The organism is Rhodococcus sp. JS3073 (assembly GCF_026810085.1).
GTDB lineage: Bacteria > Actinomycetota > Actinomycetes > Mycobacteriales > Mycobacteriaceae > Rhodococcus_F > Rhodococcus_F wratislaviensis.
Genome location: NZ_CP113951.1, coordinates 3,455,778 through 3,481,858, shown reverse-complemented (window position 1 = coordinate 3,481,858; position 26,081 = coordinate 3,455,778). Strand labels below are relative to the sequence as shown.

Genomic DNA, 26,081 nt, shown 5'->3' with positions numbered 1-26,081 from the left:
CGGTGAGAACGCGAGCGGCCCGGCTGGGCGCCGCACTCGCGCAGAAAGGACTTGCACACGGCGATCGCTACGCCATCGTCATGCGCAACGAGATCGCATTCGTCGAGGCCACTCTCGCGGGTGCCGCGATCGGCGCAGTCCCGGTCCCGGTCAATTGGCACTGGACCGGGGACGACCTCGAATACCTGCTCGCCGACAGCGGCAGCAAGGTGGTCCTGGTCCACACCGATCTGCTGCCCGCGGTGGAGGCGGTGCTGCCTGTGGGCGTCACGGTGATCGAGGTCGCGGTGCCGCCGGAGGTGGCGGACGCCTACGGCTTCCCCGCCCCGCAGCTGACCGGCCGGCATCCGGACGTCGAGGGGTTGATACGCGACAGCGAACCGATCACCTCACCCGTCACGGATCCACCGCTCGGTGTCATCTACACGTCGGGAACGACCGGCAGGCCCAAAGGAATCCTGAGACAACCGGTCGCGGAAGAGAACTCGGCGCGACTCGCGGACATGGTGGTCGAGGGGTTCGCGTTCGACCCGTCCATGTCCACGCTCGTCCCGGCTCCGCTGTATCACACCGCACCCAACACACACGCGGTGTTCGCGGTGGCCCTGGGAATGGACCTCGACATCATGCCCCGATTCGATGCCGAGGATCTGCTCCGGCTCGTTCAGGATCGGCGGATCGAGCACGTCCAGATGGTGCCGACCATGTTCGTTCGACTGCTCAAACTACCTCCGCACGTGCGCAACCGGTACGACCTGTCGTCGCTGAAATCCATCGTCCACGCGGCCGCACCCTGCCCGCAGGAAGTCAAGCGCGCCCTCATCGACTGGCTCGGGCCGATCGTGCACGAGTACTACGGTGGCTCCGAGACGGGTGCCGCCGTCGCGTGCACCAGCGAAGAATGGCTGCACCACCCCGGCACCGTCGGCCGGCCGTTCGGCGACGTCGACGTGAAGATCCTCGGAGACGAGGGGGAGGAGTTGCCGGCCGGCGTCGTCGGCGACATCTACATCAAGCCGTTCACAGTGTGGCCGGATTTCACGTACCTCGGGAACGACGCCAAGCGCCGGGACATGGAGCGTGACGGCTTCCTGTCCGTCGGTGACCTCGGCTACCTCGACGCCGACGGCTATCTGTACCTGAGCGATCGCCGCAACGACATGGTGATCTCGGGCGGGGTCAACATCTACCCGGCGGAGGTCGAGGCCTGCATCATCGGCATCGACGGTGTGCACGACGTCGCCGTATTCGGCATCCCCGACCAGGAATTCGGCGAGGCGCTCGCCGCCCACATCGAACTCGCACCGGGAGCGACACTCCGTGACGAGGACGTCCGAGCGCACGTCGGCCGCCACCTCGCGAAGTACAAGATCCCCAAGGTCATCGTCTTCGACGAGACGCTGCCGAGGGAAGACACCGGAAAGTTGTTCAAGCGCAGGCTGAAGGAGCCGTACTGGAAGGCCAGGGTCGATGCCTGAGCGTCTCGAGGTATTCGGGAAAGTACTCGTCGAACTGCGCGGCGACGGGGTCGGCATCGTCACGCTCAACCGTCCGGAGAAGTTGAACGCCCTCACCGCCGACTTCCTCGCCGACCTGGAGAGGGCTCTGCGCGAGTTGGGTGGCGCCGCCGACTGCCGGGCGGTCGTGCTCCACGGCGCGGGCAGAGCGTTCTGTGCCGGAATGGACCTGAACATCGGACTCGCCCGAGACGGGGCGGACCCGACCCGGGCCGCCTACGCCGCAATGCGTCAGGCAGTGTCGGTCGTCGCGGCCATGCGCGAGATCCCGCAACCCGTCGTCGCCGCGGTCCGGGGGCATGCGGTCGGGGCAGGCTTCGCCCTGGCCGCAGCAGCGGACATCCGCATCTGCGCCGAGGACTCCCGATTCGACGCCGTCTTCGTCAAACTCGGCATGAGTGCCGGCGATCTGGGCCTGTCGTTCCTGCTTCCCCGCCTGATCGGACCCGGCCGTACCGCGGAACTCTTCTACACCGGTGGTGCCCTGTCCGGCGTCGAGGCGGAGCGGTTGGGCCTCGTACAACACGTCGTCGACGATCCGCTGCACGAGGCCGTCGAGCTCGCATCGACCATCGCCGCGATGCCGCCGATGGGAGTGCAGATCACCAAGGAACTCCTCGACACCAGCATCGGCGCGAGCGGGTTCCGCGAACATCTGGAACTCGAATTGCGCTCACAAGTCATCGGCCTGACCACCCTCGATCACGCCGACGCCGTCCGCGCCTTCTCCGCACGACCCCGGGCCGCGCACGAAAACCGCCCCTGACCTCCCCGCGACCCCCGCACTCGAAGGATCGAGAATGTATCTCACCCAACCGCTTCACCGCAGCCTGCAGCAGCGGCCCCACGAGGTCGCCACCATCTGCGACGGCCGCATCGTCACGCACGCCGAGACCTTCGACCGCGTCGGCAGGCTTGCCGGTGCGTTGCGGGGAGTGGGCGTGGCCGGCGACGACCGCGTCGCTGTTCTCGCCCTGAACTCGGATCGCTACTTCCAGATCATCATGGCCGTGGCGTGGGCCGACGCCGTCATCGTCCCCGTCAACACCCGCTGGAGCGTGAAGGAGATCGCGTACTCGCTCGAAGAGGCGGGTGTCCGGGTGATCTTCGTCGACGACGCATTCAGTGCACTCGCCGACCAGCTCCGCGAACAGTGTCCCCGCCTCGAGGCGGTGATCCATTGCGGCGACGGCGCCACTCCGGACGGGATGCTCGCGTACGAGGAATTGATCGCGGGGGCGACCGCGGTCCCGGATGCGCACCGACGCGGTGACGCGCTCGCCGGAATCTTCTACACCGGTGGAACCACGGGATTTCCCAAGGGCGTGATGCTCAGTCACCGCAACCTGTTCGTGTCGGCCACCGCGTGCGCGGCGACGGGCGCATGGTCGGCGGAGGGCACAGTGCTGCACGTCGCCCCGATGTTTCACCTGGCCGATCTCGCGTCGATGATCGCTCATTCGCTGCTGGGGGGAACACACATCATGCTCCCGGTGTTCGACCCCGTTTCGATGCTGGCCACGATCGCCGAACACCGGGTCACCGACACGTTGCTGGTCCCCACCATGATTCAGATGATCGCCGATCACCCGCAGCTCGCCGACTTCGACCTGTCGAGCCTGCGGAACGTCATGTACGGCGCATCGCCGATCTCCGAGGCGCTTCTCGGGCGAGCCCGGGCCGCGTTCCCGTCCGCCGCGTTCGTGCAGGGCTACGGCATGACCGAACTGTCGCCGGTCGCGACGCTGCTCCTCGACAAGGACCACGACGACCCGGTACGGCGCCGATCCGCGGGGCGCGCCGCCCCGCACGCCCTCGTCAAGGTCGTCGGCCCGGACGGAAACGAAGTCCCACGAGGAGAATTCGGTGAGATCGTCGTCACCGGAGACCACGTGATGCTCGGCTATTGGAACAAGCCCGCCGAAACGGCCGACGCCGTGCGGGACGGGTGGATGCACACCGGAGACGGCGGCTACATGGACGAGGACGGTTACGTGTTCGTCGCGGACCGGATCAAGGACATGATCATTTCCGGCGGCGAGAACGTGTACTCCATCGAGGTCGAGAACGTCGTCGCGAAGCACCCCGCAGTCACCCAGTGCGCCGTGATCGCCGTACCCGACGATCAATGGGGCGAACGCGTCCACGCCGTCGTCGCCCTGCTTCCCGGCGCCACCCTGACCCTCGACGAACTGCGCGAGCACAGCAAGAAGGACATCGCCGGCTACAAGGTCCCCCGCAGTCTCACCGTCGTCGACACCTTCCCGATGTCCGGCGCCGGGAAGATCCTCAAGCGCGAACTCCGGAAGCAGTACGTGTGATGGGGGACTTCATCCGGCGTGAAGACCCTGCACCCGGCATCGCCCGAATCGTGCTGGCACGCCCGCAAATGCGGAACGCACAGAGCCCCGAACTGCTCTATGAACTCGATGCGGCATTCGCTCACGCGACCGCCGACAGCGACGTCAAGGTCATCGTCCTCGCCTCCGACGGACCCGACTTCTCGTCCGGCCACGACCTGAAGGCCGGGTTCACCCTGCCCTGTGCGCCGGTCGCGACGCTGCAGTCGGGGCTCGACGCGGGCGGTGCCGAGGGACACTACGCCTTCGAATGCGAGGCGTATCTGGGTCTGTGCAAGCGGTGGCGCGACATTCCGAAACCGACCATCGCCCAGGCTCAGGGGCGGACGATCGCCGGCGGCCTGATGTTGCTGTGGCCCATGGACATCATCGTCGCCGCCGACGACGCGACGTTCTCCGACCCGGTCACCGCGTTCGGTGTCAACGGCATCGAATACTTCACCCACGCCTGGGAACTCGGAGCTCGTAAGGCGAAGGAGATCCTGTTCACCGGCCGGGCGATGACAGCGGCCGAAGCGCGCGGCGTGGGCATGGTCAATCATGTCGTCGACGCCACCGAGCTGGACGCCTTCACCCTCGAGCTCGCCGCCACCGTCGCCGCGCGTCCCGCGTTCGGGTTACGGCTGGCCAAGGAGAGCATCAACCGCAGCCTCGACGCGCAAGGCCAGTCCACCGCCCTCGATTCGGCACTCGCGCTTCACAACCTCGGCCACGCCCACAACCTCGCCCAGCACGGTCAGATCGTGCACCCGGCCGGCGCGGACGTCATCCGCGCGGCCGCTCAACGAAGGGAACTCACACCATGACCGGCCCACTCACCGGACTCCGCGTCGTCGAATTCGCCGGAATCGGCCCCGGCCCGCACGCCTGCATGCTCCTTGCCGACCTCGGCGCCGACGTCGTCCGTGTCGAACGCAGGACGGGCGCGAATCCCGGCATCGCGATCGAGGCCGACGCGACCCTGCGGAACCGTCGCACGGTGGAGGCCGACCTGAAGCGTCCGGAAGATCGCGACGGAATTCTCGAGTTGATCGAGCACGCCGACGTCCTCGTGGAGGGATTCCGGCCCGGTGTCACCGAACGGCTCGGTCTCGGACCGGACGAGTGCCTGTCCGTCAATCCCCGATTGATCTACGGGCGAATGACCGGCTGGGGGCAGAGCGGTCCGTTCGCCGACCGCGCCGGCCACGACATCAACTACATCTCCCTCACCGGTGTCCTCGACAACATCGGCCGCGCCGGCGACCGGCCGGTGCCGCCGCTGAACCTCGTCGGTGACTTCGGCGGGGGTTCGATGTTCCTCGTCTTCGGTGTGCTGGCCGCACTGTGGGAGCGGGAAGTATCCGGTCGCGGGCAGGTCGTCGACGCGGCCATGGTGGATGGTGCCGGTGTCCTCGCGCAGATGATGTGGTCGATGCGGGGCAACGGGACCTGGGCCACCGGTCGCGGGGAGAACCTGCTCGACGGGTCCTATCCCTTCTACGACACCTACGTCTGCGCGGACGGGAAGCACGTCGCGGTCGGCGCGATCGAACCGCAGTTCTACGCCGAGCTCATCGAGGGGTTGCAGCTCGACCCGGGTCGCCTGCCCGGCCAATGGGAACGCACCCGGTGGACGGCACTGCGCGCGGAGTTCGAGATCGCGTTCAAGTCACGCACCCGCGACGAGTGGGCCCGGGTCTTCGCGACCACCGACGCGTGCGTGACCCCGGTCCTGACCTACGACGAAGCCCTCGAACATCCCCACATGGTCGCGCGGACCACCTTCGGCGCTGTCGACGGGGTCGATCAGCCGATGCCCGCGCCCCGGTTCTCGCGCACGCCGGCGGCGGCACCCTCCGCACCCGAACCGAGACCGTTGGCCGAGCAGATTCGGCGTTGGGTGACGACGCGATGACGTCCGTCTTCGGCCGCCGGTAACCCGCCGGCATCCGCACAGACAGTGGTCACCTGCGCGCGCAATTGCGGCGGAAGGTGACCAATGTCCGCGCAGCTGTGGATGGCGGCGGGGGGATTCCATTGTGTGTTACCGGCTGGTATACATACTCGACTCGGTTGGAATGTTATCTGGATCACGTCAGGGGATGCCTGTGTTCGGTGGGAGAGGGATCGCGCGCTTGATGGGTGCGCTGCTGCTCGTGGGGCTGGCGGCCGGGGGACTGTCGGCGCCGGCGGCGGCGCAACCCGCGGCGAGTGCACCGGTCCAGTGGCTGTGCAGCCCCGAGACGGACACGGACCCCTGCGATCTGCCCGATGACACGACCGATCTGCTGACCGGAGAAGTCACCCCGGCCACACCGGTGTCCGAATCGGACAAGCCCGTCGACTGCTTCTACGTCTATCCCACCGTGAGCGACCAGGTCGCGCTCAACGCCGACCTCACTCCCCAACCCGAAGTGCAGTCCATCGCCAGCTTCCAGGCCGCCCGGTTCGGGAGCCAGTGCCGGATCTTCGCCCCGACCTACCGTCAGATGACCCTGACACCGGGAATCGGGGGCTACCTCGCCGGGGCGGCGCCGCTCGCCCACACCGCGTACGGCGACGTCCTCGCGGCGTGGAACGACTACCTCGCCAACGACAACGACGGCCGCGGCGTGATCTTCATCGGCCACTCACAGGGCACGATGATGCTGCGCAAACTCATCCGCGAGCAGATCGACCCGAATCCGGCGCTCCGCGACAAGTTGGTGGGCGCATTTCTCATGGGCGCCAATGTCGAAACTGCCCCCGGCAGCGCCACCGGCGGCGACTTCCAGAACATTCCCCTGTGCACCGAGCAGGGGGAAGCAGGCTGTGTCGTCGCCTACTCCACCGCTGTCGCGGATCCGACCGCGTCGCTGTTCGGTAACAGCGCGCTCGACATTCTGTCGCCTGGGATGGGGCTGCCGAGCGGCCCGCAGTACCAGGTCGCGTGCACCGACCCCGCGGTGCTGAGCGGCAACTCCGAGCCGGTCGGCCTGACCGTGCCGAGTGCGCCGTTTGCGTTCGGCATCATCTCGGTTCTCCTGGACTACACCGCGTTCCCGAAGGGCAGTCCCACGTCCACGTCGACGTGGACCACGAGCGCCGAGCGGGCGGTCGGGAATTGCACCGACGTGAACGGCTACCGCACCTACCAGTTCCGCATCACGGATCCACGTGGACAGCGGGTCAACGAGTTGCTGCTGTTCGGTGGCCATCTCGTCGACATCAACCTCGGGTACGACCGCCTCGTCTCGATCGCGGAGCAGCAGACCCGTGAGTACTTGTTAACGTCGGGCGGTTAACAAGTACTCACGGGCGGCGGAGCCGCACGGGCTATTTGACGCCACCGGCGGTCAGGCCGGACACGATGCGGCGCTGGAGCAGCAGCACGATGATGACGAGCGGGATGGTCACGACCGTTCCCGCCGCCATCACGGACGTGAACGGCTCCTCGTGCGGCTTGCTTCCCGCGAACTGTGCGATGGCGACGGTGGCGGGCTGGGTCACGTCGTTGGACAGCTGGCTGGAGATCAGGTATTCGTTCCACGACGCGATGAACGCGAGGATCGCGGTGGTGAACAGTCCCGGTGCGGCCAAGGGCAGCAGCACCATTCGGAACGCCTGCCGCCTGCTGGCCCCGTCGATCCGGGCCGCCTCCTCGAGTTCCCACGGGAGTTCCTTGAAGAACGCCGTGAGGGTGTAGATGGTGAGGGGTAGCACGAACGAGATGTTCGGGATGATCAGCGCCTGGTACGTGCCGAACCAGCCCATCGACGTGAACAGCTGGAACAGCGGTGTCAGGACGGCGACACCCGGGAACATCGACGCCGCTAGGATGATTCCCAGGACGACGTGCTTTCCGCGGAACTGCAACCGCGCCAGCGCATACGCGGTGCCGACACCGACGACCAGACCGATCGCGGTGGTGACGGCGCCGATGATCGTGCTGTTGACGAGCGCCCGGGCGAAGTGGTTGCCCGCCTCCGTCGAGAACACGCTCGCGAAGTTCTCCAGCGTGACGTGGGTGGGCCACGGTGTGGTGTCGAACGTGTAGTCGGAGTGGCGGAAGGCGGTGACCACCATCCAGTAGACGGGGGCCAGACCCCAGACGACGATCACCCCCAGGCCCAGATAGGTGCGGATGGATGCGAGCGACGGTCCCCGGCGCCGGCGCGCCACCGTGGCACGGGGAATCCCCGGTGTGACGACTGCTGTGGACATGGATCAGGCCTTTCGCTGCTGCTCTTGGGTGTCGATCACGTTGACGCCCATCACCTTCACCAGTACGTAGGCGACGGCGAAGATGAACAGGAACGTGATCGTGGAGAGGGCGGACGCGCTGTTGAATCCCTGGCGCATCTGGTCGATCACCAGGATCGACAGTGTGGTGGTGGCCGTGCCGTCGCCGCCACCGCCGCCGGTGAGGATCGCCGGGAGGTCGTAGATCCGCAGGACGTCGAGCACCCGGAAGAGGACCGCCACCAGAATGGCCGGCTTGATGAGGGGCAACGTGATCGACCGGAACCGCTGCCACGCGTTGGCGCCGTCCATCCGCGCCGCCTCGTACACCTCGGCGGGCACCATCTGCAGTCCGGCGAGGATCAGCAACGCCACGAACGGCGTGGTCTTCCAGGCGTCGGCGATCACGACGGCGAACCGGGCCGGCCAGGTGTCACCGGTCCACAGGATCTCCGTGCCGAGCAGTTTGTTGGCGATGCCGTCGTAGGCGAAGACGAAGTACCACAGCTTCGCGGTGACGGCGGTCGGGATGGCCCACGCCACGAGGATGCTGGTGCGCAGCAGCGCCCGACCGCGGAACGCCCGGTTCATGATGGTGGCGAACCACAGTCCCAGCGCGACCTCGATGGCGACGGTGACGACGGTGAAGAACACGGTGACCCACATCGACTGCCAGAACAGCGATCCCAGCGTGCCGCCGGGGCAGGACACGGACGCTCCGGTCGTGTCGGTGCACCGCTGGGACAGCCAGTGCGTGTAGTTCTCCAGTCCCGCGAAACCCTGGTCGACGAACTTGCCGGTGGCGGGGTCGATCGCCGGGTCCTTGAACAGCGACATCACCATCGCGCTGACCACCGGGTACAGGACGACGATGCCCAGCAGGATCATGGTCGGCAGGATCAGGAACATCGCCGCCTTGCTGCGCCCCTTCCGTGGGCGCGCGGGCTCCGGTTCGCCGGACATCGCGTCGCCCCGACGTGGGGGAGCGGGCGTCGTCTCGACTGAGAGTTCGTGAACGGTCATCGGCTGTCTCCTCTAGGACCCGGCCGCGGCGATCGCGGACTGGATGTCGGCGGCGGCCTGGTCCACCGTCTTCTCGCCTTTGATCGCGGCGTAGGCGTTGTTCTGCACGGCCCGGGTGACCGCGGGATAGAACGGGGTGACCGGCCGGGTCACGGCGTTCTCGATCGACGTCTTCAGCGTGGGGAGGTACGGGTACTGCTCGATCAGTTCCGGGTCGTCGTAGACGTCGGCGCGGACGGGGGCGAGCGATCCCTGCGACAGGAAGAACGCCTGTGACTTCTTCTCCAGGAAGAACTTCAGGAAGTCCGAGGCGGTCGCCTTGTGCTCGGAGTACACGTTGATCGCGGCGCTGTGCCCGCCGAGTGTCGAGTGACCGGGTCCGCTCTTGCCCGGCAGCGGCGCCACCGCGAACTTGCCCGACACCGCGGAACTGCCCTGACCTTCCATCAGGCTGTACGCATACGGCCAGTTGCGCATGAACAGCAGGTCGCCGCTCTGGAACGCCTGCCGTGCCTGCTCCTCCTGGAACGTGACGGACTCGCGGGGGATGGCACCCGAACGGTAGGCGTCGACGAGCGATTGCAGGCCCGCCTTGGCTTCCGGGGTGTTCATCGTCGGGGTCACGCCGTCCGGTCCGAGGATCGACCCGCCCGCCGTGTTGATGGCCTCGGACGCGTTGACGGTCAGCCCCTCGTACTTGGCGTACTGTCCTGCGTAGCAGCCTATTCCGGCGTTCTGCGCCGTCTCGCACGCGCCGATGAGCTCATCCCAGGTGGTGGGCGGATGTTCCATCAGGTCGGTGCGGTAGTAGAGCAGCGCGCCGTCGCTGGTCTGCGGAGCCGCGTACAGGACGTCCCCGTACGTGGCCCCCGCGACCGTCGCGGGGAGCAGGCCGGACGTGTCGATCGCCATCGGGCCCTCGAGCGGTTGCAGCCATCCGCGGGCCGCGAACTCGGCGGTCCACACGACGTCGACGACGGCGACGTCGTACCCGGAGTCGCGGGACTGGAAGTGCTGCACCAGGTCCTCGTGCTGCTGGTCGGCCTGGTCGGACTGTTCCTTGAACGTCACTTCCTCGCCGGGGTGGGTGGCGTTCCACTCGTCGATCAGCGGCCGGACGACGTTGGAGTTGTCCTTGCCCTGCACGTAGGTGATGGGCCCGCGGCCGTCGAGGTTCTGCTTCTCCGCCTGCGCGGCGGCGTCGATGCCATGATCCGCGCAGGACGACGCGGCGAACAGGACCCCGACGGCCACCGCGCATGCGGCGACGCGCTTCATCGCGATTCACCCGTGCCGGGTTCCGACAGCCACACCGCGGCGTCTGCCGGGAGTGCTCCGCCGGTGATGCCGGCGACGGAACCGAGCACCACGGTCAGTCCTTCGGGGAGTGCGATCGGTTCGGTGCCGGTGTTCACCCAGCACTGCGCTGCGCCGCGTGCGAACGCGAGCACGTCGCGTGGGGTGTCGAGCCACTCGACGGCGTGCGGGGTGTCGAAGTGCTCGCGTCGCAGTTCCAGCGCCTCGCGGTACAGGGTGAGGAACGACTCGGGGTGGCCTGCCTGCGCTTCCGCGGTGTGCGGCGCCCAGTGCCCGGGCTGCGGAAGCCAGGTGTCCTCCTCCGCGTCGAACGGGGAGAAGCCGTACGGCACTGCGTCGTTCGACCACGGGATCGGAACCCGGCAGCCGTCCCGGCCGCAGTCGGTGAAGCCGGTCTGGAACCACGTCGGATCCTGCCGGGCCTCGTCGGGGAGGTCCTCGACCTCTTCCAGTCCGAGTTCCTCACCCTGGTAGATGTAGGCCGTGCCCGGCAACGCCAGCTGCAACAGCGCCGCCGCCCGGGCGCGGCGCCTGCCCAGTTCGTGGTTCGGCTCCTCGAGCGCCCAGCGTGCGCGCTCCCAATCGGTCTCGACCAGGTGGTCGGGCTGTGAGCGGGAGTAGCGGGTGACGGTGCGGGGCACGTCGTGGTTGGAGAGCACCCACGTGGCGGGTGCGCCGACGGTGGCCGCCTGCTCGAGCGCGTCGTCGATCACGGCGCGGATGCTCGCAGAACGCCAAGGGGCGCGCAGGAAGTCGAATTGGAACGCGGTGTGCAGCTCGTCGGGGCGCAGGTAGCGGGCGAGGCGGTCGTTGCCGGGCACCCAGGCCTCGGCGACGAAGACGCGGTCGGCGTAGGCGTTGGCGACGGCCCGCCAGCCCCGGTACACCTCGTGGACGGCATCCTGATCCCACGCGGGGTGGGGGTCGGTGTGCTGCGAACCGGGAAGGCGCTCACCGGCATCGGGGAGTGCGGGATCCTTGGCGAGGCCGTGGGCGACGTCGATCCGGAAGCCGTCGACACCCTTGTCGAACCAGAAGCGCAGGATGTCCTCGAACTCCGCACGGACCTCGGGGTGCTCCCAGTTGAGGTCGGGCTGGGCGGGAGCGAACAGGTGCAGGTACCACTCACCGGTGTCCAGGCGACTCCACGCGGGACCGCCGAACGCGCTCTGCCAGTCGTTGGGCGGCTCGTCGCCTGCCGGGCCGCGGCCGGGGCGGAAGATGTAGCGGTCGCGTGCTCCGGGCTCGTCGCGGAGGGCGGCCTCGAACCAGCGGTGCTCGCTGGAGGTGTGGTTGGGCACGATGTCGAGGATCACGCGGATCCCCAATTCGTGGGCCTCGGCGATGAACGCCTCACCTTCTGCGAGCGTGCCGTACGACGGCTCGATGTCGCGGAAGTCGGCCACGTCGTAGCCGGCGTCGGCCATCGGCGACGGGTACCAGGGGTTGATCCATACGGCGTCGACGCCGAGGTCGGCGAGGTAGGGCAGCTTGGAACGCAGGCCGGTGAGGTCGCCGATGCCGTCACCGTTCCCGTCGGCGAAGCTGCGGATGTAGACCTGGTAGACGACGGCCGTCTTCCACCAGGCTTCGAAGTGCCGGCTCGCGACGGTGGTTGCGGTCGACTCCACGGACTGGGTCATCGAATCTCCTCGGTGGGGGGATGGGATGGGGGAATGTGATGAGTAAACGTTTGCGTAAATAGCGTGAGGCACGTCACAGGTGACTGTCAACTCGAGCAGGGTGATTTCTTTTCCGCACTACAGCGGCATGGATTCCGTGACGAATTTACGCAAATATTTGCGTAGCTCGCTTACTGTGGGAACGTGATCCCCAAGCAGTCCGTCAACATGGCCGACGTCGCGCGCCGCACCGGAGTCTCGATCGCCACCGTCTCGCGCGCGTTGCGCGGCGAACGCGGCGTCTCCGAAGCGACGCGGCTGCGCATTCAGCGGGCCGCCGACGAGTTGGCGTACGTCGTCTCACCCGAGGCGTCGAAGCTGTCGGGCGGCGCGACGGGCCGGGTGGCCGTCGTGGTGCCGTGGATCGATGCCTGGTTCTATTCGCGGATTCTCGCCGGCATCGAACACGAACTCCGCGCCGCGGACCTCGACGTGATGCTGTACTGCCTCGAGGAGTCGGCCCAGCGCGAATCGTTCTTCGAGCGGCTTCCGTTGCGCCGCAAGGTCGATGCGGTCATCGCCGTGGCGTTTCCGCTGACCGGTCCGGAGCGGGCGCGGCTCGAGGAGATGGACGTGACCGTGGTCGTCATCGGCGCGCACGCCGGCGAGTTTCCATCCGTCCGGATCGACGACGAACTGGCCGCGCGCCAGGCTGTCGGGCACCTGATCAGGATCGGTCACACCCGGATCGGGATGATCCGCACCGTGGACCCGGAAGGTCAGTCCTGGGAAGGCGACATCGCCCGGGTGGCGGGCTTCCACGCCGCACTCGCGGGCGCCGGGCTCGCCGACGACTGCACCGTCACCGTGCCCTGGGGAATCGAGGGCGGCGAGCGCGGCATGGAACTGCTGCTCAGCCGCACCGAGGTGCCCACCGCGGTGTTCTGTCATTCCGACGAGGTCGCCGTCGGGGCGTTGCGCACGCTGCGACGTGCGGGGATTCCCGTTCCGGCCGGGATGTCGGTGATCGGGATCGATGATCACCCGACGGCCGAGCTGGCCGACCTGACCACGGTCCGGCAGCCGGTGGGGGAACAGGGGGCGGCGGCCGGCCGGGTGGTCGTGGAACTGCTCGGCGGCCGGGAACCTGCGGAGCGGGCGGTCGTGCTCCCGACCCACCTGGTGGTCAGGGGCTCGACCGCCCGCCCTCCGGAACTCTGACGTCAGCGCACGAGGCGCTCGCCCGCCGCGTCGGTGGCGAAGATGTGCGCGTGTGCCTCGTCGACGCGGACGTGCACGACCTGGCCCTTCTCGGGTGGGTTGCGCCAGTCGACCCGGGCGACCAGGTTCTCGGTCCGGCCATTGACGGTGGTGCGGCCGAAGACGAACGCCTCCGAGCCGAGTTCCTCGACGACGTCGATCTCGAGTTTCAGTCCGCCGGAGTCGGCGATCTCGACGTGCTCCGGCCGGATCCCGAAGATCACCTCGGAGCCCGCCGCGGTGAGGGCGTCGCGGGGGACGGGGACCAACTGGTCGCCGATCTGCACCCCGCCGTCGGTGACGGGCACGGTGAACAGGTTCATCGACGGTGAACCCATGAAGCCGGCGACGAAGACGTTCGCGGGCCGACGGTAGAGCTCACGCGGGGACGCGCACTGCTGCAGCACCCCGCCCTTGAGGACGGCGACCCGGTCGCCCATCGTCATGGCCTCGACCTGGTCGTGGGTGACGTAGACGGTGGTGGTGCCGAGGCGGCGCTGGAGCTGGGCGATCTGGGTGCGGGTCTGCACCCGCAGCTTCGCGTCGAGGTTCGACAGCGGCTCGTCCATCAGGAACACCTGTGGTTGCCGGACGATGGCGCGGCCCATGGCCACTCGCTGACGCTGACCGCCGGAGAGCGCCTTGGGTTTGCGGTCGAGGTAGGCGCCGAGGTCGAGCATGTCGGCGGCCTCCCCGACACGCTTGCGGATCTCGGCCTTGTCGGTGCCTGCGAGTTTGAGGGCGAAGCCCATGTTCTCGGCGACGGTCATGTGCGGGTAGAGCGCGTAGTTCTGGAAGACCATCGCGATGTCGCGGTCCTTGGGCTCGGCGTGCGTGACGTCGCGGCCGCCGATCAGTATCTGGCCGCCGTCGACGTCCTCGAGTCCCGCGAGCATCCGCAGGGACGTGGACTTGCCGCAGCCGGACGGGCCGACGAGGACGAGGAACTCGCCGTCCTCGATGTGCAGGTCGAGTTGGTCGACCGCGGGGACGTCCGAGCCGGGAAAGAGCCTGGTCGCGCGGTCATAGGTGATTGTTGCCATGAGAAATGAATCCCTCCACCGGCAGGAACGTGCCGGACGATCCGAGTGTTAGGGGTGTGCCGGTAGACACCGACGAGGAAGAACTATGGCCTAGATCACAGTGCTTGTCCATTTGGAGACGAACCGGCTTTGTTCTTGAAAAGACGGAAGTATGTATTGATGAAAATCCAAAGGTCCTCTACTGTCAGCGTGACACCCCTCACTCGCAGATTTGAAGAGGACACGAGACATGGCTCTGACAATTGGCATCGACGTGGGTGGCACGAAGATCGCAGCCGGCGTGGTCGACACCGACGGAGTCATCCACCGGATGGTGCGTCGTGACACCCCGTCCCACGATGCGCGCCGCGTCGAGAACGTCATCGCCGAACTCGTCCGCGAACTGGCGGATACCCACCCGGTGCAGGCTGTCGGCATCGGCGCGGCCGGCTTCGTCGCCGCAGACCTCAGCACCGTGCTCTTCGCCCCGAATCTGGCCTGGCGCAACGAGCCTCTGGGTGAGGTGGTCGAAGCGGCGTGCGGACTGCCGACGGTGGTGGAGAACGATGCCAACGCCGCGGCATGGGGCGAGGCGCGCTTCGGGGCCGGGCGGACGGGGCAGACCGTCGTCGTGCTCACGGTCGGAACCGGGATCGGCGGCGGCATCGTCGTCGACGGCGTTCTTCATCGCGGCAAGTTCGGTGTGGCCGCGGAATTCGGGCATCTCAACGTCGAACCGCACGGTCGCCGATGCGGCTGCGGCAACCACGGCTGCTGGGAGCGTTACGCCAGTGGGCGGGCACTCGTCCGCGAAGCGCAGGATCTCGCGAACGTCTCGCCGGGTTTCGCTGCAGACCTCCTTGCCCGCGCCGGCGGAAGGGCGGACGCCATCACGGGCCTGCACATCACCGCGGCCGCGCAGGAGGGTGACCCCGCCGCGCTCGAGTGTTTCCGGGTGATCGGTTCCTGGCTGGGACACGGCATGGCGGATATCGCCGCGTTCTTCGACCCCGACCTGTTCATCATCGGCGGGGGAGTGTGCGAGGCGGGCGAACTGCTGCGCGGTCCCGCCGCCGCCGCGTTCGAGAACCGTCTCACCGGACGCGCACACCGACCGGTCGCCGAGGTGCGACTGGCTGAACTCGGCGCGAACGTCGGCATCGTCGGCGCCGCCGATCTGGCCCGGGAACGAGTTCTCGGGCTCGCACACAACGGCTCACGAGTATCTGGAGGAGTGCAATGTCCAATCGGTTGAGTCTTCCCATTCCGGTCGCCGAGGTGTGGGACTGGCAGAGGGACGCCGCGTGCCGCGGCTACGAGTCGTCCACGTTCTTCCACCCCGACCGCGAACGTGGCCGGGCCCGCGAGATGCGGGACTTCCGCGCCAAGATGATCTGCCGCGGATGCCCCGTGCTGGTGCAGTGCCGGGAGCACGCGCTCAGTGTCGGTGAACCGTACGGCATCTGGGGTGGGCTCTCCGCGAACGAGCGTGAAGAGTTGCTCGCCACTCACCACGGCCGGGTGGACGAGGCGGTCGCGGAATCCTTCGGCTTCGATCTGGCGCGCCAGGCCTGAGCGCGAGCGGTCAGCTTCCCGCCGGGAGCATGATCACTCTGCTGTTGTCGGTGTCCGCGACGTAGACGTCGCCTCTGCTGGACACGGCGATACCCTCCGGCTGGTCCAGCCCGGAGAACGGGAGAACCTCCTGCTCGTCCGAACCGGCGGCCAGCCGCAGAATGCGATTGTGGTTCTGATCGATGGCGTACACGGTTCCCTCGTCGTCGACCGCGACACCACCGACGCTCTGGACGTCGGTGAAGGGCAGGAAGCTCTGGGCATGGGTGGCGGCGTTCCACGCGAGCACCTTGTTGGGCGTGCCGACGTAGAGATCCCCGTGTTCACTGACGGCGACGGCGAACGGGCCGATCACCGTGAGCGGCACCGCGAAGGGAGCCGCGGTGACGTCGTGCAGGGCCATCACCCGGTTGTTCAGCGTATCGGCGACATACAGCGTGGCGTCCGGTCCGAGTGCGATTCCGAACGGCTGGTCGAGACCGTCGAACGGCATCGGCACCTGGGTGCCGCCGTGCAGCATTGTCACGGTGTTGGTCACGAGATCGGAGACGTACACGTCGCCGGACGCACTGACCGCGACTCCCTGGGGAACCTCGAGGCCGGTGAAGGGAAGGACGGTCTGCTCGTACGTCCCGGCGCTCACTCTCAGAACCTGTTTGGCCGCGCTGTCCGCGATGTACAGGTCCCCGGTCCCCGAGACCGCGAGCCCGGCCGGACCCTGGAGACCGGTCAGCGGGAGCACGACCTGCGCGCTCGTCGACTCCGCACCCGGCCAGGCGATATAAGCGACACCGGCGACCACGATGACGCCCGCCACCAGCGCGGCGAGCAGCCAGCGCTTCCGCCGCCCCGCGACCGTTGTCGGTTTCGTCGGCTCGGCACCCTGATCGGTGTCGGGGCGGGTCACGGCCGGACTGCTCGTCCGGGTGGTTCCGGCGGGATCGACCAGGTCAGCAGGCCGGGTGACCGGTCCGGGATCGGTCCACTCGATTGCGCGGACGGCATCGCTGAACTCACGACACGTCGAGTAGCGCTCGTCGCGGTCCTTGGCCATGGCGCGCGCGACGATCGCATCGACACCGGCGGGCAGCCCGGGGCGCACCACGCTCGGTCGGGGAATCGGCCCGTTCAGATGTCCGTGCATCACCGAGGAGGCGGTGTTACCGGGATACGGCGGTTCGCTGGTGAGCAGGTGGAAGAAGGTGCAGCCCAACGCGTAGATGTCGACGCGGTGGTCGAGTTTCTCGCCCTCGATCTGCTCGGGCGCGGCGTAGTGCAGGGTCGCCACCAACATCCCGGTGCGGGTCAGCTGATGCGTTTCGTCCAGGGCCTTGGCGGTGCCGAAATCGGTGAGCAGCACCCGTTCGGGGTCGCCGGGCGCGAGCAGGATATTCGCCGGCTTCACGTCACGGTGCAAGATCCCGGCCTGGTGGGCGTGGTCGAGCGCCTTCCCCGTCTCGCTGACGATGTGCACGGCGCGCTCGATATCGAGGGCGCCGGAGCCGAGTGCTTTCCTGGCGTCGGTGCCGGGAACGTACTGCATCGCGATCCACAACCTGCCGCCTTCGCGGCCGCGGTCGTGGACGGTGACGATGTTGGGATGGTCGAGATGTGCGGCGTGGTCTGCCTCCGACTCGAAACGTGACCGGACGTAGTCGTCGTTCGTCCATGACGTGTCGAGCAGTTTGAGGGCGATCTTGCGCGGCAGGTTGGGATGCTGGGCGAGGTAGACGGTGCCCATGCCGCCTCGTCCCAGAACCCGCTCGATCACGTAGCCGGCAAACACCGTGCCCGGTTCGAACTCGCCGCTCACATCGGCTTCACCGCCTCCCGGGACCCTCCAACCATTGAACCCCGACGCCGGGTCAGTCCGGTAGCCGCCGCATCTCGATGACGGTCAGTCCCAGCGCGTCGAAGCGCGCCAGCATGCCCCGGAGTTCCGTCGGGCTGTCGACCGGGCCGTAGAGCGTGGTGTCACCGGTAGTGACGTCCGAGACGTCCAACTCGGGGAACGCGGCCAGCACCCGATCGGACAGGGCGCCGCTGATCAGGAACGCATACCTGACCTTGCCGGGCCAGTTCGATTCAGGACGCACCACGGCGGGCTCCTTCATTCGCATCGTCGTTCCAGAACTCGGTCAGCCGTAGATTTCAGGGTGACCGACGGAACGGCGACGCGCCTCACCCGCAAGTGGTGAACCGGCTCAGAGCAAGCCGTTGTGTTGTGCGGCGGCGATGGCGTCGCGGCGGGAGGTGACGCCGAGTTTGCGGTAGATCCCGCGCAGATGGGTCTTCACGGTGTTCACCGACACGCACAGATCTGCCGCGATCTGCTCGGCGGTGCGCCACGACGGAAGCTCCACGAGGAGTTCCAGTTCGCGGGGAGTCAACATGTCGGACGCAGCGCTCTCCGACCGCGGGAACGACGCCCGGAGCCGCTCTGCGAATGCTTCGAGGACACCGAACCGGCCGGTGCTCCGCACGAGGAGTTCTCGGATCTGGGGTCCGCAGTCGTGGAACGGGCGCACCACCGACTGCGGCTCCGCGAGACGCAAGGCCTCGGTGAGAGCGCTGTGGGCACGTGAATCATGTTTGCGGGCAAGCGCGATCGATGCGTCGACGAGCCACGCCGCGATCAGGTTGGTTCCCGCCGCACAGTCCAGTTCACCGTCGAGGACGGGTTGGATTGTCTTACGGGCCAAGTCGAGGCGGTGGAGATGCAGATGGACGATCGCCTCGACGACGGCTGTGTCGCCGGTGGGCCCGAGGAGGGCATGCGTTTCGGTCGCCAATTCGTGCGCCCACCCGATCTCGCCGGCAGCGAGATACGCGTACTGGATGGCAGGCAGCAACACCGCCCGGACCCCGGGCGGTACCGGCAACGAGGACGACACGGGGCTCTCCGCGTGCAGCGTCGTCACCGAACTGTGCCGGTGTCCGGACTCGTCGAGACCGAACAGGGTGGCGGCGCCGTCGGCGAACCCCGCGGTCCCGGTGTTCGCGCGACGCAGCGCCTCCGCGGATTCGGCGGCGGCGCGGGCGGCATCGGGGTCCATCCGGACATAGCGGCACCAGGAGTCGATGAGCTTCGTCGACTGGAATGCGGGATCGCTCGTTGCCGAATGCGTCCGGCCGATCGTGAGTGCCTCGTCGGCCAGCGCGGACGCCCGTACCACGTCGCCCCGCGACATCGCGACGGTGCCGAGGGTTCCCAGGCAGTACATGACGCCCAGCGGCGCATCGCCGAGTCGCGCGTGGGCCAGCGACTTCCCGAGCACGACCTCCGACTCGTCGGTCCGCCCGAGGAACAGCAACGCGCGCCCTTCCTGCAGCAGGACGAATGCATCGAGGTCGGGATCGCCGCTCGTCCCGACACCCACGCCGCGCAACCTGTTCAGGGCGGTCTCGATGTCGCCGGTGCCGATCGCGGTCTGCACGCGGAGCGATTCGCGGAGCAGCAGATGTAATCGGGACTCGGCGGCGCCGTCCACCAGCAACCCCGACCGCCTGCGGTCGAGAAGCTCGAGGGTGGACGTGGCCACCGGGATGTTGCCCGAAGCGAGTGCCGCGGCGGCGCGGATGAGCCGCGCCGACGGGTGGTCCTGCGAAGATCGGGGTGCCCGCGTGAGGAGCCGGTCGACGGCCTCCCCATGACCTCCGACGATCAGGGCCAGCGACGTCCGGGCGAGCAGCGCCACGATCTCGTCGTGATCACCGGAGTTCACCGCGTGTTCGAGTGCGAGCAGTGCGTCGCCGAATTCGTCGTGCCAGTGGGCGGCCGTCAATTCGAGATTCTCGACTTCGACGTGGCCGATCCGGCTGATCTCCGCCCGTAGATAACTCCGCAGCAGCGGATGGTAGCGATAGTGCGTGGGGCTGTCGGCGATTCGGCTGATCAGGAAATTGTGGTGCTCGAGCCAGTCGATGTTGCCGTGCGCATCCGCGCAGCCCGTGAGCTTCTCCGCGAGTTCGACCGTGAACGAGACAGGTACGGACGTGCGCAGGAGGAACTCGCGCATCTCGTCGGTCTGGCCGGCGAGGACCTCCTCGATGAGATAGTCGGCGACGGCCCGGCGGTCGCCCGTGAACTCCGCGATCAATCGGCTCGGATCCGGGTGTCCTTCCAAAGACATTCCTGCCAAGCGAATTCCGGCGGCCCAGCCCTCCGTCCGATCCATCAGGGCGTCGAGATCGCCCGGACTCAGCGCGACGTCGTGCTCGTCGAGCATCTCGGCGGCCTCGTCGGAGGTGAAGGCGAGATCCTTTGCCGTAAGGGTGAACAGCTTGCCGTCCAGGCGAAGTCGCTGCAAAGCGAGGGGCGGCTCGAAACGCCCGACGATGACCGTTCGCAGCATCGGAGGTTGCCAGCGCATGAACGACTCGAGGTCGGTGAGTACGTCGGTGTCGCGGAGGAGGTGGCCGTCGTCGATGATCATCCAGATGTTCTCGCCGAGTTCGTGCAACGCGGCCGACAATTGCGCGCCGAGATCCGGTGACTCGGAATCGAGCCCGGCGCATGCCTTCTGCAGGCGAGGGTTTCCGGTGTCGGTGAGTGAGCGGAGGATCGCCCGGTGGACGACGTCGAGGTCGTTGTGCCGCTCCTCGATGGTGAGCCACGCAATGGTCGGAGCGTCGCCGGCGGCGAGTGTCTCCCGTGCCCAGTCGGCCACGGCCCGCGTCTTACCCGAGCCGGCCGGTGCGCAGACGAGCGCCACCGGGAAGGGGTGCGCGTCGTCGGTGAGCGCCTCGGTGAGCATGGCGTGCAGGCGGGTCCGGGTAACCGTCCGACCCCCTGCACTCGTCGGTATTCGAGTGCTCAGATGAAATTCCCCGAGAGGTACTGCCGTCACGCCGACCCCCAATTCTCGCTGCACCGAGAAACGATCTTCGACAAACGCCAATCTCCGACGCGGTGGGCCGGTGCGACGATTTTAGCGAGAATGCGTTGTCTTGTGTGGGTGAACGTGTTTACCGCAGGGAATGCCACGCTTTCGTGATGTCGTTCGGACTACTGCTTCGTCATCGCGATCGTCATCCTGTGTTCGGGATCGGCCAGGTGACTGTGGTCGTCCTCCCCGATATCGATACGTGCCCACGCAATGTCTCCGGTGAAACCATTTCCGGTCGGCCCGTACTCGCGGGAGACGGGGGAGGCGACATCGATTCCGACGTCCACCGTTTCGTCCATCGAGAACATGAAGGGAAGTGTCCGTTCCACCTTCCCCGTGCCGATGGGGTGTCCGTCCGCGGAGAGGGTGACGGTGCCGCCTTTACCGAGGCCGCCGCCTTCGTACTCGAACTCCATGCGCACTTCGTGCTCTCCGGGGGATAACGGCTGGTCGGAGGTGGTGGTGTACTCGTTCATCCCAAGGACGTTGTAGGTGTATTTCAGGTATCCGTCCCTCGTATACACACTCCAGCCGCCGAACGCCCCGCCCTGGACGAGAATGACCCCGTTCGCGCCCGATTCCGGGATGGTCACTTTCGCGGTGACCGAGTGCGACTTGTTCTTGACGTTGATGACCGAGTTCTCACTGAGCCGCTTCATCCCTGGGTAGAACACCTGCGAGGTCCCCTGGATCAATGTGGGTCTGCCGACCAGTTCGTTGTTGAACCGCTCGGCCGACCGCGTATCCATGGGCAGCACCTTGAATCGCGCCGCCTGGATGAGGAACAGCCGCTGCAGCTCGGCCAGCTTGTCCGGGTGCTCGCCCGCGAGGTCGTGCGACTGCGTCCAGTCCTCTTCCACGTTGTAGAGCTCCCATACGTCGGCGTCGAGGCCGTGCGACGAGGAGAGCCACGGGTCCTTGTGTTTGGCGACGGCGGTCCAGCCCTTGTGGAAGATCGCGCGGTTGCCGAGCATCTCGAAGTACTGCGTTTCGTGCTGTTCCGGTGCGTCACCGTCGTCGAAGGAGTAGTTCATCGCCGTGCCCTCGAACGGGCGCTGCGTGACACCGTGCACCGTGCTCGGTTCGGGAATGCCCGCGGCCGCGAGCACCGTGGGTGCGACATCGATGACGTGCGCGAATTGGTCGCGAATCTCGCCGCGTGCCGCGATGCCGTTCGGCCAGCTCACGATCGTCCCGTTGCGGGTGCCGCCCCAATGCGAGGCCACCTGCTTGGTCCACTGGTACGGGGTGTCCATCGCGTGTGCCCAGCCGATGGCGTAGTGGTTGTAGGAGTCGGGAGTGCCGAGGTCGTCGATGTGCTCGATCATGTAGTCCTCGGTTTCGAGGTGATCCATGTGGTTGATGATGAAACTCTCGTTGGTGGTTCCCTTCATCGTTCCTTCGGCGGACGCCCCGTTGTCGCCGATGATGATGTACACGAGGGTGTCGTCGAGGACGCCGAGATCGTCGAGAGAATCCAGCACCCGTCCGACGTGGTGGTCGGTGTAGGCGAGGAATCCGGCATAGACCTCCATCTGGCGGGCGAGTGCCGGACGGAGTTTCTCGCTCATCTCCTCCCACACGGGGATGCCCGGGCTTCGAGCGGTGAGGGTGGCCTCGCGAGGGACCACCCCGAGTTCCTTCTGCCGGGCGAACGTCTCTTCGCGGAGCTTGTCCCAGCCCTGATCGAACTTGCCCCGGTACTTGTCCGCCCATTCCTTCGGCACGTGGTGCGGGGCGTGGGTGGCGCCGGGCGCGAAATAGGTGAAGAACGGCTTGTCTGGCGCGAGTGCCTTCTGCTGTTTGGTCCAGGCGATCGCCTTGTCCGCCATGTCCGCCATGAAGTGGTACCCCTCGTCGGGAGTGCCCCAGGGCTCGAGCGGGGAGGTGTTCTCGTAGATCGCCGGGTACCACTGGTTGGTCTCCCCGCCGATGAACCCGTAGAAGTACTCGAAGCCCCCGCCCGGGTGCGGCCAGTGGTCGAAGGGACCGACCGGTGAGGACTCCCAGACAGGGACCTCGTGGCACTTCCCGAACTGCGCCGTGCAGTAACCATTGAGCTTGAGTATCTCAGCGAGCGGGGCGCAGTTGTTGGGCCTCAGCGAGCTGTAACCGGGTGCGCTCGTAGCAATCTCGGTGATGCCACCCATTCCGACCGTATGGTGGTTGCGGCCGGACAGCAGAGCGGCACGCGTCGGTGAGCACAGTGCCGTCGTGTGGAAACGGGTGTATTTGAGCCCCTGGGCGGCGACGCGTTCGAAGTTCGGTGTCTCCACCGGACCGCCGAACGAGCTGGACGCGCCGAAGCCTGTGTCGTCGACCAGGATGACCAGCACGTTCGGGGAGCCGTCGGGTGGGAGCAGGCGGCGGATCGGCGGATAGCTCGTGTCCGGATCCGACGCGTCGTAGGTAACGGTTCCCGTGTACTCGAGGTCGGGAATCGGAAGGGTTCCGCGTTGGATGTCCGTCGAATCGGCTGCCATGGCTACCTCTCTGCGACTGCTGAGGGCGGTGGTCGGTGCCCGCCCCCCCCGAAATTCGGATGCGGCTCTCGGCGACGCTAACCGCGCGCTGCTGTCGGCGGGATCACCCACGGAGGGTGATCCCGGCCAGCAGTCCGAGTGCAGTACGGACCCAGGCGAGGAAGGTCCGTTCGTTCGCGAGAGTGAACCGGTAGTCCGGTTCCGTGTCGACTTCCGGTGTCAGGAGGACACTCCGACCGGACGGTCGCCGACGATCGAGATCCGCTCCATCACCCGCCGCGCCGGAAAGTAGTCACTCGCCGCGTAGTGCTGGCAGGCGCGGTTGTCCCAGAACGCCACCGTGTTCGGCTGCCATCGCAGGCGCACCTGGAATTCGGGCCGCTGGACGTGCCGGTAGAGCATGCGCAGCAATTCGTCGGATTCGGTCGGGGACATCCCGACGATGCGTTGCGTGAAGCTCAGGTTCACGAAGAGGACGCGGCGGCCCGTCTCGGGTATCACGCGGACCACCGGATGCTGGACGGCGGGGAACTGGAGGCGCAGCATCTCCACGGTATCCGGCGGCATGTGCTTGCCGAACGAGTTGATCCAGTCGTGTTCGGCGACCAGTGTGTCGATGCGTTCCCGGATGGTGGCGGGGAGCAGGTCGTAGGCCGCACCCGTATCCGACCAGAGGGTGTCGCCGCCGACGGGCGGGACCTCCACCGCCCGCAGCACCGCGGCGAACGACGGGAACGCGTGCCAGGTGACGTCGTTGTGCCAGTTGTTCTCCACGCCACCCGTCATCGCATCCTTCGCGAGGGTGGCGACGTCGGTTTCGGTCTGGCCGGGATGGGTGTACTTGAAGAACGGGTGCTGCTCGAGCGAACCCCAGCGTTCCGCGAAGGCGCGGTGTTCGGTCCGCTCGATGTTCTGATCCCGGAAGAACAGGACCTTCCATTCGAGGAGTGCGCGACGCAGTTCCGACATCGTCTCGTCGGGCAGGCCACCGGTCAGCCGGATCCCCGACACCTCGGCGCCGATCGTCGGGGTCACCGGACTGACCGTGAACGTCTCGTAGGGCCGGTCGTCGAACGAATCGGGGGTGCGCCGGGCAACGAGTGGACCGTATGCGGCGAGGGGATCGGTCGGTGTCGGGTGGATTTCGGGAGTCGAGTAGGTCACACGAAGCAGACTAGGGTCGGACAACAAAACCGGTCAAGCATTATTGACTATTCACTTAGTTGATCAAATCGCCTAGTATTTGGTTATCTCGTGGAAAACGATGTAGATCCACGAATTCACCGGACCGCACCGGCGCGTGGCCCGTGCCGACCGGTCTCCGACCGTCACCCTGGAGGAATGCACGCTCATGAACGATGTCGTCGAGTACCGAAAGCTCTTCATCGGTGGTGACTGGGTGACGCCGACCGGGACAGGAACTCTCGACGTGATCTCGCCCCACAGCGAGGAACGCGTCGGGCGGGTGCCCGCCGCCACGGTCGAGGATGTCGACCGCGCGGTCGCCGCTGCTCGTGCTGCTTTCGACACCGGGCCCTGGCCGCTGATGCCGCTGGCCGAGCGGATCGGGGTCGTGACCCGGATCAAGGAGGGGATCGCCGCCCGGGCCGGCGACTTCGCCGAACTGATCTCCCGCCAGAACGGAGCCCCGATGAGCTCCGCCGTGCGGACCCAGGTGCTCGGCGCCGTCGCCGCGTACGGTTCGGCCTGCACTGCTGCCACGGAATTCGGGTGGGAACAGGAGCGACGGGGCGTGACGGGCCCGATGGTGGTGCGTCACGAACCGGTGGGGGTGGTCGCCGCGGTCGTTCCGTGGAATGTCCCTCAACTCGTGATCGCCGCCAAGCTGGCCCCCGCGCTCCTCGCGGGGTGCACGGTCGTCCTCAAGCCCGCACCCGAGACGCCACTGGACGCGAACCTTCTCGCCGAGGTCTGCACGGAGGCAGGCCTTCCCCGCGGGGTGCTGAGTGTGCTGCCCGCCGATCGAGACGTGAGCGGTCATCTCGTCGCGCATCCCGAGGTCGACAAGGTGGCCTTCACGGGATCGGTCCTGGCGGGAAAGCAGATCATGGCTGCCGCTGCCGAGAACCTCACCCGCGTGACGCTCGAACTCGGAGGCAAATCCGCCGCAATTCTCCTCGAGGACGCCGACCTCGACACGGCGATCCCGCGCGTGGTCGCCGGCGCCTTCGTCAACAGCGGCCAGGCGTGCGTCGCCCTCACCCGCATCCTGGTTCCCGCAGCGCGATACGACGAGGTTGCCCACACACTGGCCGCCGCGATCGCGGCGCTGAGAGTCGGTGACCCGTCCGATCCCGCCACCGTCATCGGGCCGATGGTGAGCGCACGACAGCGGCAGCGGAACCTCGACTACATCCGTCTCGGCCAGGAGGAGGGCGCGAAAATCCTCACCGGCGGCGGTGTGCCCGCCGGCCTGTCCTCGGGCTGGTACGTCGAGCCCACTCTGCTCGGCAACGTCGACAACTCCATGCGCGTCGCGCGGGAGGAGATCTTCGGGCCGGTCGTCTGCCTGATCCCGTTCGACGACGAGGACGACGCCGTCCGCATCACCAACGACTCCGACCTCGGGCTCTCGGGCGCGGTGTGGGCCGGCGACGTGCAGCACGGCCTCGACGTCGCCCGCCGCGTCCGGACCGGCACGTTCTCGGTGAACTGCCAGCGCTTCGACGTCGCCGGACCGTTCGGCGGCTACAAGAACTCCGGTCTCGGCCGCGAGTTCGGACCCGAGGGGCTGGCCGCGTACCTGGAGACCAAGTCCATCTTCCTGCCCGCTCAGTAGTCGAAGGAGA

General features: G+C 67.2%; 20 protein-coding genes and 1 pseudogene. 10 read left to right on the top strand and 11 right to left on the bottom strand.

All coding sequences use genetic code 11. The features are described 5' to 3' along the window. Positions 1-2: 2 nt before the first annotated feature. The 6 genes from OYT95_RS15675 (at position 3) to OYT95_RS15650 (ending at position 7,143) form a co-directional block, all read left to right on the top strand. Positions 3-1,478 carry an AMP-binding protein gene (locus OYT95_RS15675; RefSeq protein ID WP_268791899.1) on the top strand — a complete coding sequence of 492 codons (1,476 nt, stop codon included), beginning with the start codon at positions 3-5 and terminating at the stop codon, positions 1,476-1,478. Then, positions 1,471-2,283, top strand: coding sequence for an enoyl-CoA hydratase/isomerase family protein (locus OYT95_RS15670; protein ID WP_268791898.1), 813 nt, complete (start codon positions 1,471-1,473; stop codon positions 2,281-2,283). The genes OYT95_RS15675 and OYT95_RS15670 overlap by 8 nt, the downstream gene beginning before the upstream one ends. Before the next feature lie 34 nt (positions 2,284-2,317). Beyond that, a complete protein-coding gene (locus tag OYT95_RS15665) occupies positions 2,318-3,838 on the top strand; it encodes a long-chain-fatty-acid--CoA ligase (RefSeq protein WP_268791897.1) in 1,521 nt (506 codons plus the stop codon). Beyond that, the gene (locus OYT95_RS15660) at positions 3,838-4,683 is read left to right on the top strand and encodes an enoyl-CoA hydratase (protein ID WP_268791896.1); all 846 of its coding nucleotides are present in this window, start codon (positions 3,838-3,840) and stop codon (positions 4,681-4,683) included. Before OYT95_RS15665 ends, OYT95_RS15660 begins: the two co-directional genes overlap by 1 nt. After that, on the top strand, positions 4,680-5,774 hold the full coding sequence (locus tag OYT95_RS15655) for a CaiB/BaiF CoA transferase family protein (protein WP_268791895.1): 1,095 nt from the start codon (positions 4,680-4,682) through the stop codon (positions 5,772-5,774). The genes OYT95_RS15660 and OYT95_RS15655 overlap by 4 nt, the downstream gene beginning before the upstream one ends. Positions 5,775-5,997: 223 nt before the next feature. Next, on the top strand, positions 5,998-7,143 hold the full coding sequence (locus OYT95_RS15650) for a DUF3089 domain-containing protein (protein WP_268791894.1): 1,146 nt from the start codon (positions 5,998-6,000) through the stop codon (positions 7,141-7,143). 31 nt (positions 7,144-7,174) lie between these two features. Here the strand turns inward: OYT95_RS15650 and OYT95_RS15645 are convergent, their stop codons facing one another. From OYT95_RS15645 to OYT95_RS15630, 4 genes are read right to left on the bottom strand one after another with little or no spacing between them, the layout of a single operon-like run. Beyond that, on the bottom strand, positions 7,175-8,062 hold the full coding sequence (locus tag OYT95_RS15645) for a carbohydrate ABC transporter permease (protein ID WP_037229092.1): 888 nt from the start codon (positions 8,060-8,062) through the stop codon (positions 7,175-7,177). Positions 8,063-8,065: 3 nt separating this feature from the next. After that, the gene (locus OYT95_RS15640; protein ID WP_268791893.1) at positions 8,066-9,103 is read right to left on the bottom strand and encodes a carbohydrate ABC transporter permease; all 1,038 of its coding nucleotides are present in this window, start codon (positions 9,101-9,103) and stop codon (positions 8,066-8,068) included. A gap of 12 nt (positions 9,104-9,115) precedes the next feature. Next, positions 9,116-10,381 carry an ABC transporter substrate-binding protein gene (locus OYT95_RS15635; protein WP_268791892.1) on the bottom strand — a complete coding sequence of 422 codons (1,266 nt, stop codon included), beginning with the start codon at positions 10,379-10,381 and terminating at the stop codon, positions 9,116-9,118. After that, positions 10,378-12,063, bottom strand: coding sequence for a glycoside hydrolase family 13 protein (locus OYT95_RS15630; protein WP_268791891.1), 1,686 nt, complete (start codon positions 12,061-12,063; stop codon positions 10,378-10,380). Before OYT95_RS15630 ends, OYT95_RS15635 begins: the two co-directional genes overlap by 4 nt. A 183-nt stretch (positions 12,064-12,246) precedes the next feature. Here OYT95_RS15630 and OYT95_RS15625 point away from each other — a divergent pair, with 183 nt between their 5' ends. After that, a complete protein-coding gene (locus tag OYT95_RS15625; protein WP_268791890.1) occupies positions 12,247-13,263 on the top strand; it encodes a LacI family DNA-binding transcriptional regulator in 1,017 nt (338 codons plus the stop codon). A gap of 2 nt (positions 13,264-13,265) precedes the next feature. Here the strand turns inward: OYT95_RS15625 and OYT95_RS15620 are convergent, their stop codons facing one another. Then, positions 13,266-14,345, bottom strand: coding sequence for an ABC transporter ATP-binding protein (locus tag OYT95_RS15620; RefSeq protein ID WP_037229078.1), 1,080 nt, complete (start codon positions 14,343-14,345; stop codon positions 13,266-13,268). A gap of 229 nt (positions 14,346-14,574) precedes the next feature. Here OYT95_RS15620 and OYT95_RS15615 point away from each other — a divergent pair, with 229 nt between their 5' ends. Together OYT95_RS15615 and OYT95_RS15610 are read left to right on the top strand one after the other, a co-directional pair. Continuing rightward, positions 14,575-15,579, top strand: coding sequence for an ROK family glucokinase (locus OYT95_RS15615; protein ID WP_005248548.1), 1,005 nt, complete (start codon positions 14,575-14,577; stop codon positions 15,577-15,579). After that, positions 15,564-15,899 carry a WhiB family transcriptional regulator gene (locus OYT95_RS15610; protein ID WP_025431714.1) on the top strand — a complete coding sequence of 112 codons (336 nt, stop codon included), beginning with the start codon at positions 15,564-15,566 and terminating at the stop codon, positions 15,897-15,899. Before OYT95_RS15615 ends, OYT95_RS15610 begins: the two co-directional genes overlap by 16 nt. Positions 15,900-15,909: 10 nt before the next feature. Here OYT95_RS15610 and OYT95_RS15605 read toward each other — a convergent pair whose 3' ends face one another. The 6 genes and pseudogenes from OYT95_RS15605 to OYT95_RS15580 form a co-directional block, all read right to left on the bottom strand. Further along, a complete protein-coding gene (locus OYT95_RS15605; protein ID WP_268791889.1) occupies positions 15,910-17,712 on the bottom strand; it encodes a serine/threonine-protein kinase PknD in 1,803 nt (600 codons plus the stop codon). Positions 17,713-17,764: 52 nt separating this feature from the next. Beyond that, a complete protein-coding gene (locus OYT95_RS15600) occupies positions 17,765-18,013 on the bottom strand; it encodes a hypothetical protein (RefSeq protein ID WP_081792274.1) in 249 nt (82 codons plus the stop codon). A 90-nt stretch (positions 18,014-18,103) separates the two neighbouring features. Continuing rightward, positions 18,104-20,656: a LuxR C-terminal-related transcriptional regulator gene (locus tag OYT95_RS15595; protein ID WP_268791888.1), complete on the bottom strand. Its 2,553-nt coding sequence runs from the start codon at positions 20,654-20,656 to the stop codon at positions 18,104-18,106. Between the two features lie 251 nt (positions 20,657-20,907). Then, positions 20,908-23,271 carry a sulfatase-like hydrolase/transferase gene (locus tag OYT95_RS15590; protein WP_268791887.1) on the bottom strand — a complete coding sequence of 788 codons (2,364 nt, stop codon included), beginning with the start codon at positions 23,269-23,271 and terminating at the stop codon, positions 20,908-20,910. A gap of 121 nt (positions 23,272-23,392) precedes the next feature. Beyond that, a pseudogene (locus OYT95_RS15585) lies at positions 23,393-23,479 on the bottom strand (YidH family protein); the annotation flags it as partial. 11 nt (positions 23,480-23,490) lie between these two features. After that, positions 23,491-24,435, bottom strand: coding sequence for a TauD/TfdA dioxygenase family protein (locus OYT95_RS15580; RefSeq protein WP_268791886.1), 945 nt, complete (start codon positions 24,433-24,435; stop codon positions 23,491-23,493). 187 nt (positions 24,436-24,622) lie between these two features. Here OYT95_RS15580 and OYT95_RS15575 point away from each other — a divergent pair, with 187 nt between their 5' ends. After that, a complete protein-coding gene (locus OYT95_RS15575) occupies positions 24,623-26,071 on the top strand; it encodes an aldehyde dehydrogenase (protein ID WP_268791885.1) in 1,449 nt (482 codons plus the stop codon). Positions 26,072-26,081: the final 10 nt, after the last annotated feature.

Excerpts from the sequence above, each read along its gene's own strand:
- OYT95_RS15615 (WP_005248548.1), top strand. The coding sequence starts at position 14,575 with ATGGCTCTGACAATTGGCATCGACGTGGGTGGCACGAAGATCGCAGCC.
- OYT95_RS15630 (WP_268791891.1), bottom strand. The coding sequence starts at position 12,063 with ATGACCCAGTCCGTGGAGTCGACCGCAACCACCGTCGCGAGCCGGCAC.
- OYT95_RS15610 (WP_025431714.1), top strand. The coding sequence starts at position 15,564 with ATGTCCAATCGGTTGAGTCTTCCCATTCCGGTCGCCGAGGTGTGGGAC.
- OYT95_RS15665 (WP_268791897.1), top strand. The coding sequence starts at position 2,318 with ATGTATCTCACCCAACCGCTTCACCGCAGCCTGCAGCAGCGGCCCCAC.
- OYT95_RS15660 (WP_268791896.1), top strand. The coding sequence starts at position 3,838 with ATGGGGGACTTCATCCGGCGTGAAGACCCTGCACCCGGCATCGCCCGA.
- OYT95_RS15645 (WP_037229092.1), bottom strand. The coding sequence starts at position 8,062 with ATGTCCACAGCAGTCGTCACACCGGGGATTCCCCGTGCCACGGTGGCG.
- OYT95_RS15600 (WP_081792274.1), bottom strand. The coding sequence starts at position 18,013 with ATGAAGGAGCCCGCCGTGGTGCGTCCTGAATCGAACTGGCCCGGCAAG.
- OYT95_RS15650 (WP_268791894.1), top strand. The coding sequence starts at position 5,998 with ATGGGTGCGCTGCTGCTCGTGGGGCTGGCGGCCGGGGGACTGTCGGCG.
- OYT95_RS15595 (WP_268791888.1), bottom strand. The coding sequence starts at position 20,656 with ATGCTCACCGAGGCGCTCACCGACGACGCGCACCCCTTCCCGGTGGCG.
- OYT95_RS15670 (WP_268791898.1), top strand. The coding sequence starts at position 1,471 with ATGCCTGAGCGTCTCGAGGTATTCGGGAAAGTACTCGTCGAACTGCGC.
- OYT95_RS15635 (WP_268791892.1), bottom strand. The coding sequence starts at position 10,381 with ATGAAGCGCGTCGCCGCATGCGCGGTGGCCGTCGGGGTCCTGTTCGCC.
- OYT95_RS15590 (WP_268791887.1), bottom strand. The coding sequence starts at position 23,271 with ATGGCAGCCGATTCGACGGACATCCAACGCGGAACCCTTCCGATTCCC.
- OYT95_RS15640 (WP_268791893.1), bottom strand. The coding sequence starts at position 9,103 with ATGACCGTTCACGAACTCTCAGTCGAGACGACGCCCGCTCCCCCACGT.
- OYT95_RS15620 (WP_037229078.1), bottom strand. The coding sequence starts at position 14,345 with ATGGCAACAATCACCTATGACCGCGCGACCAGGCTCTTTCCCGGCTCG.
- OYT95_RS15575 (WP_268791885.1), top strand. The coding sequence starts at position 24,623 with ATGAACGATGTCGTCGAGTACCGAAAGCTCTTCATCGGTGGTGACTGG.
- OYT95_RS15655 (WP_268791895.1), top strand. The coding sequence starts at position 4,680 with ATGACCGGCCCACTCACCGGACTCCGCGTCGTCGAATTCGCCGGAATC.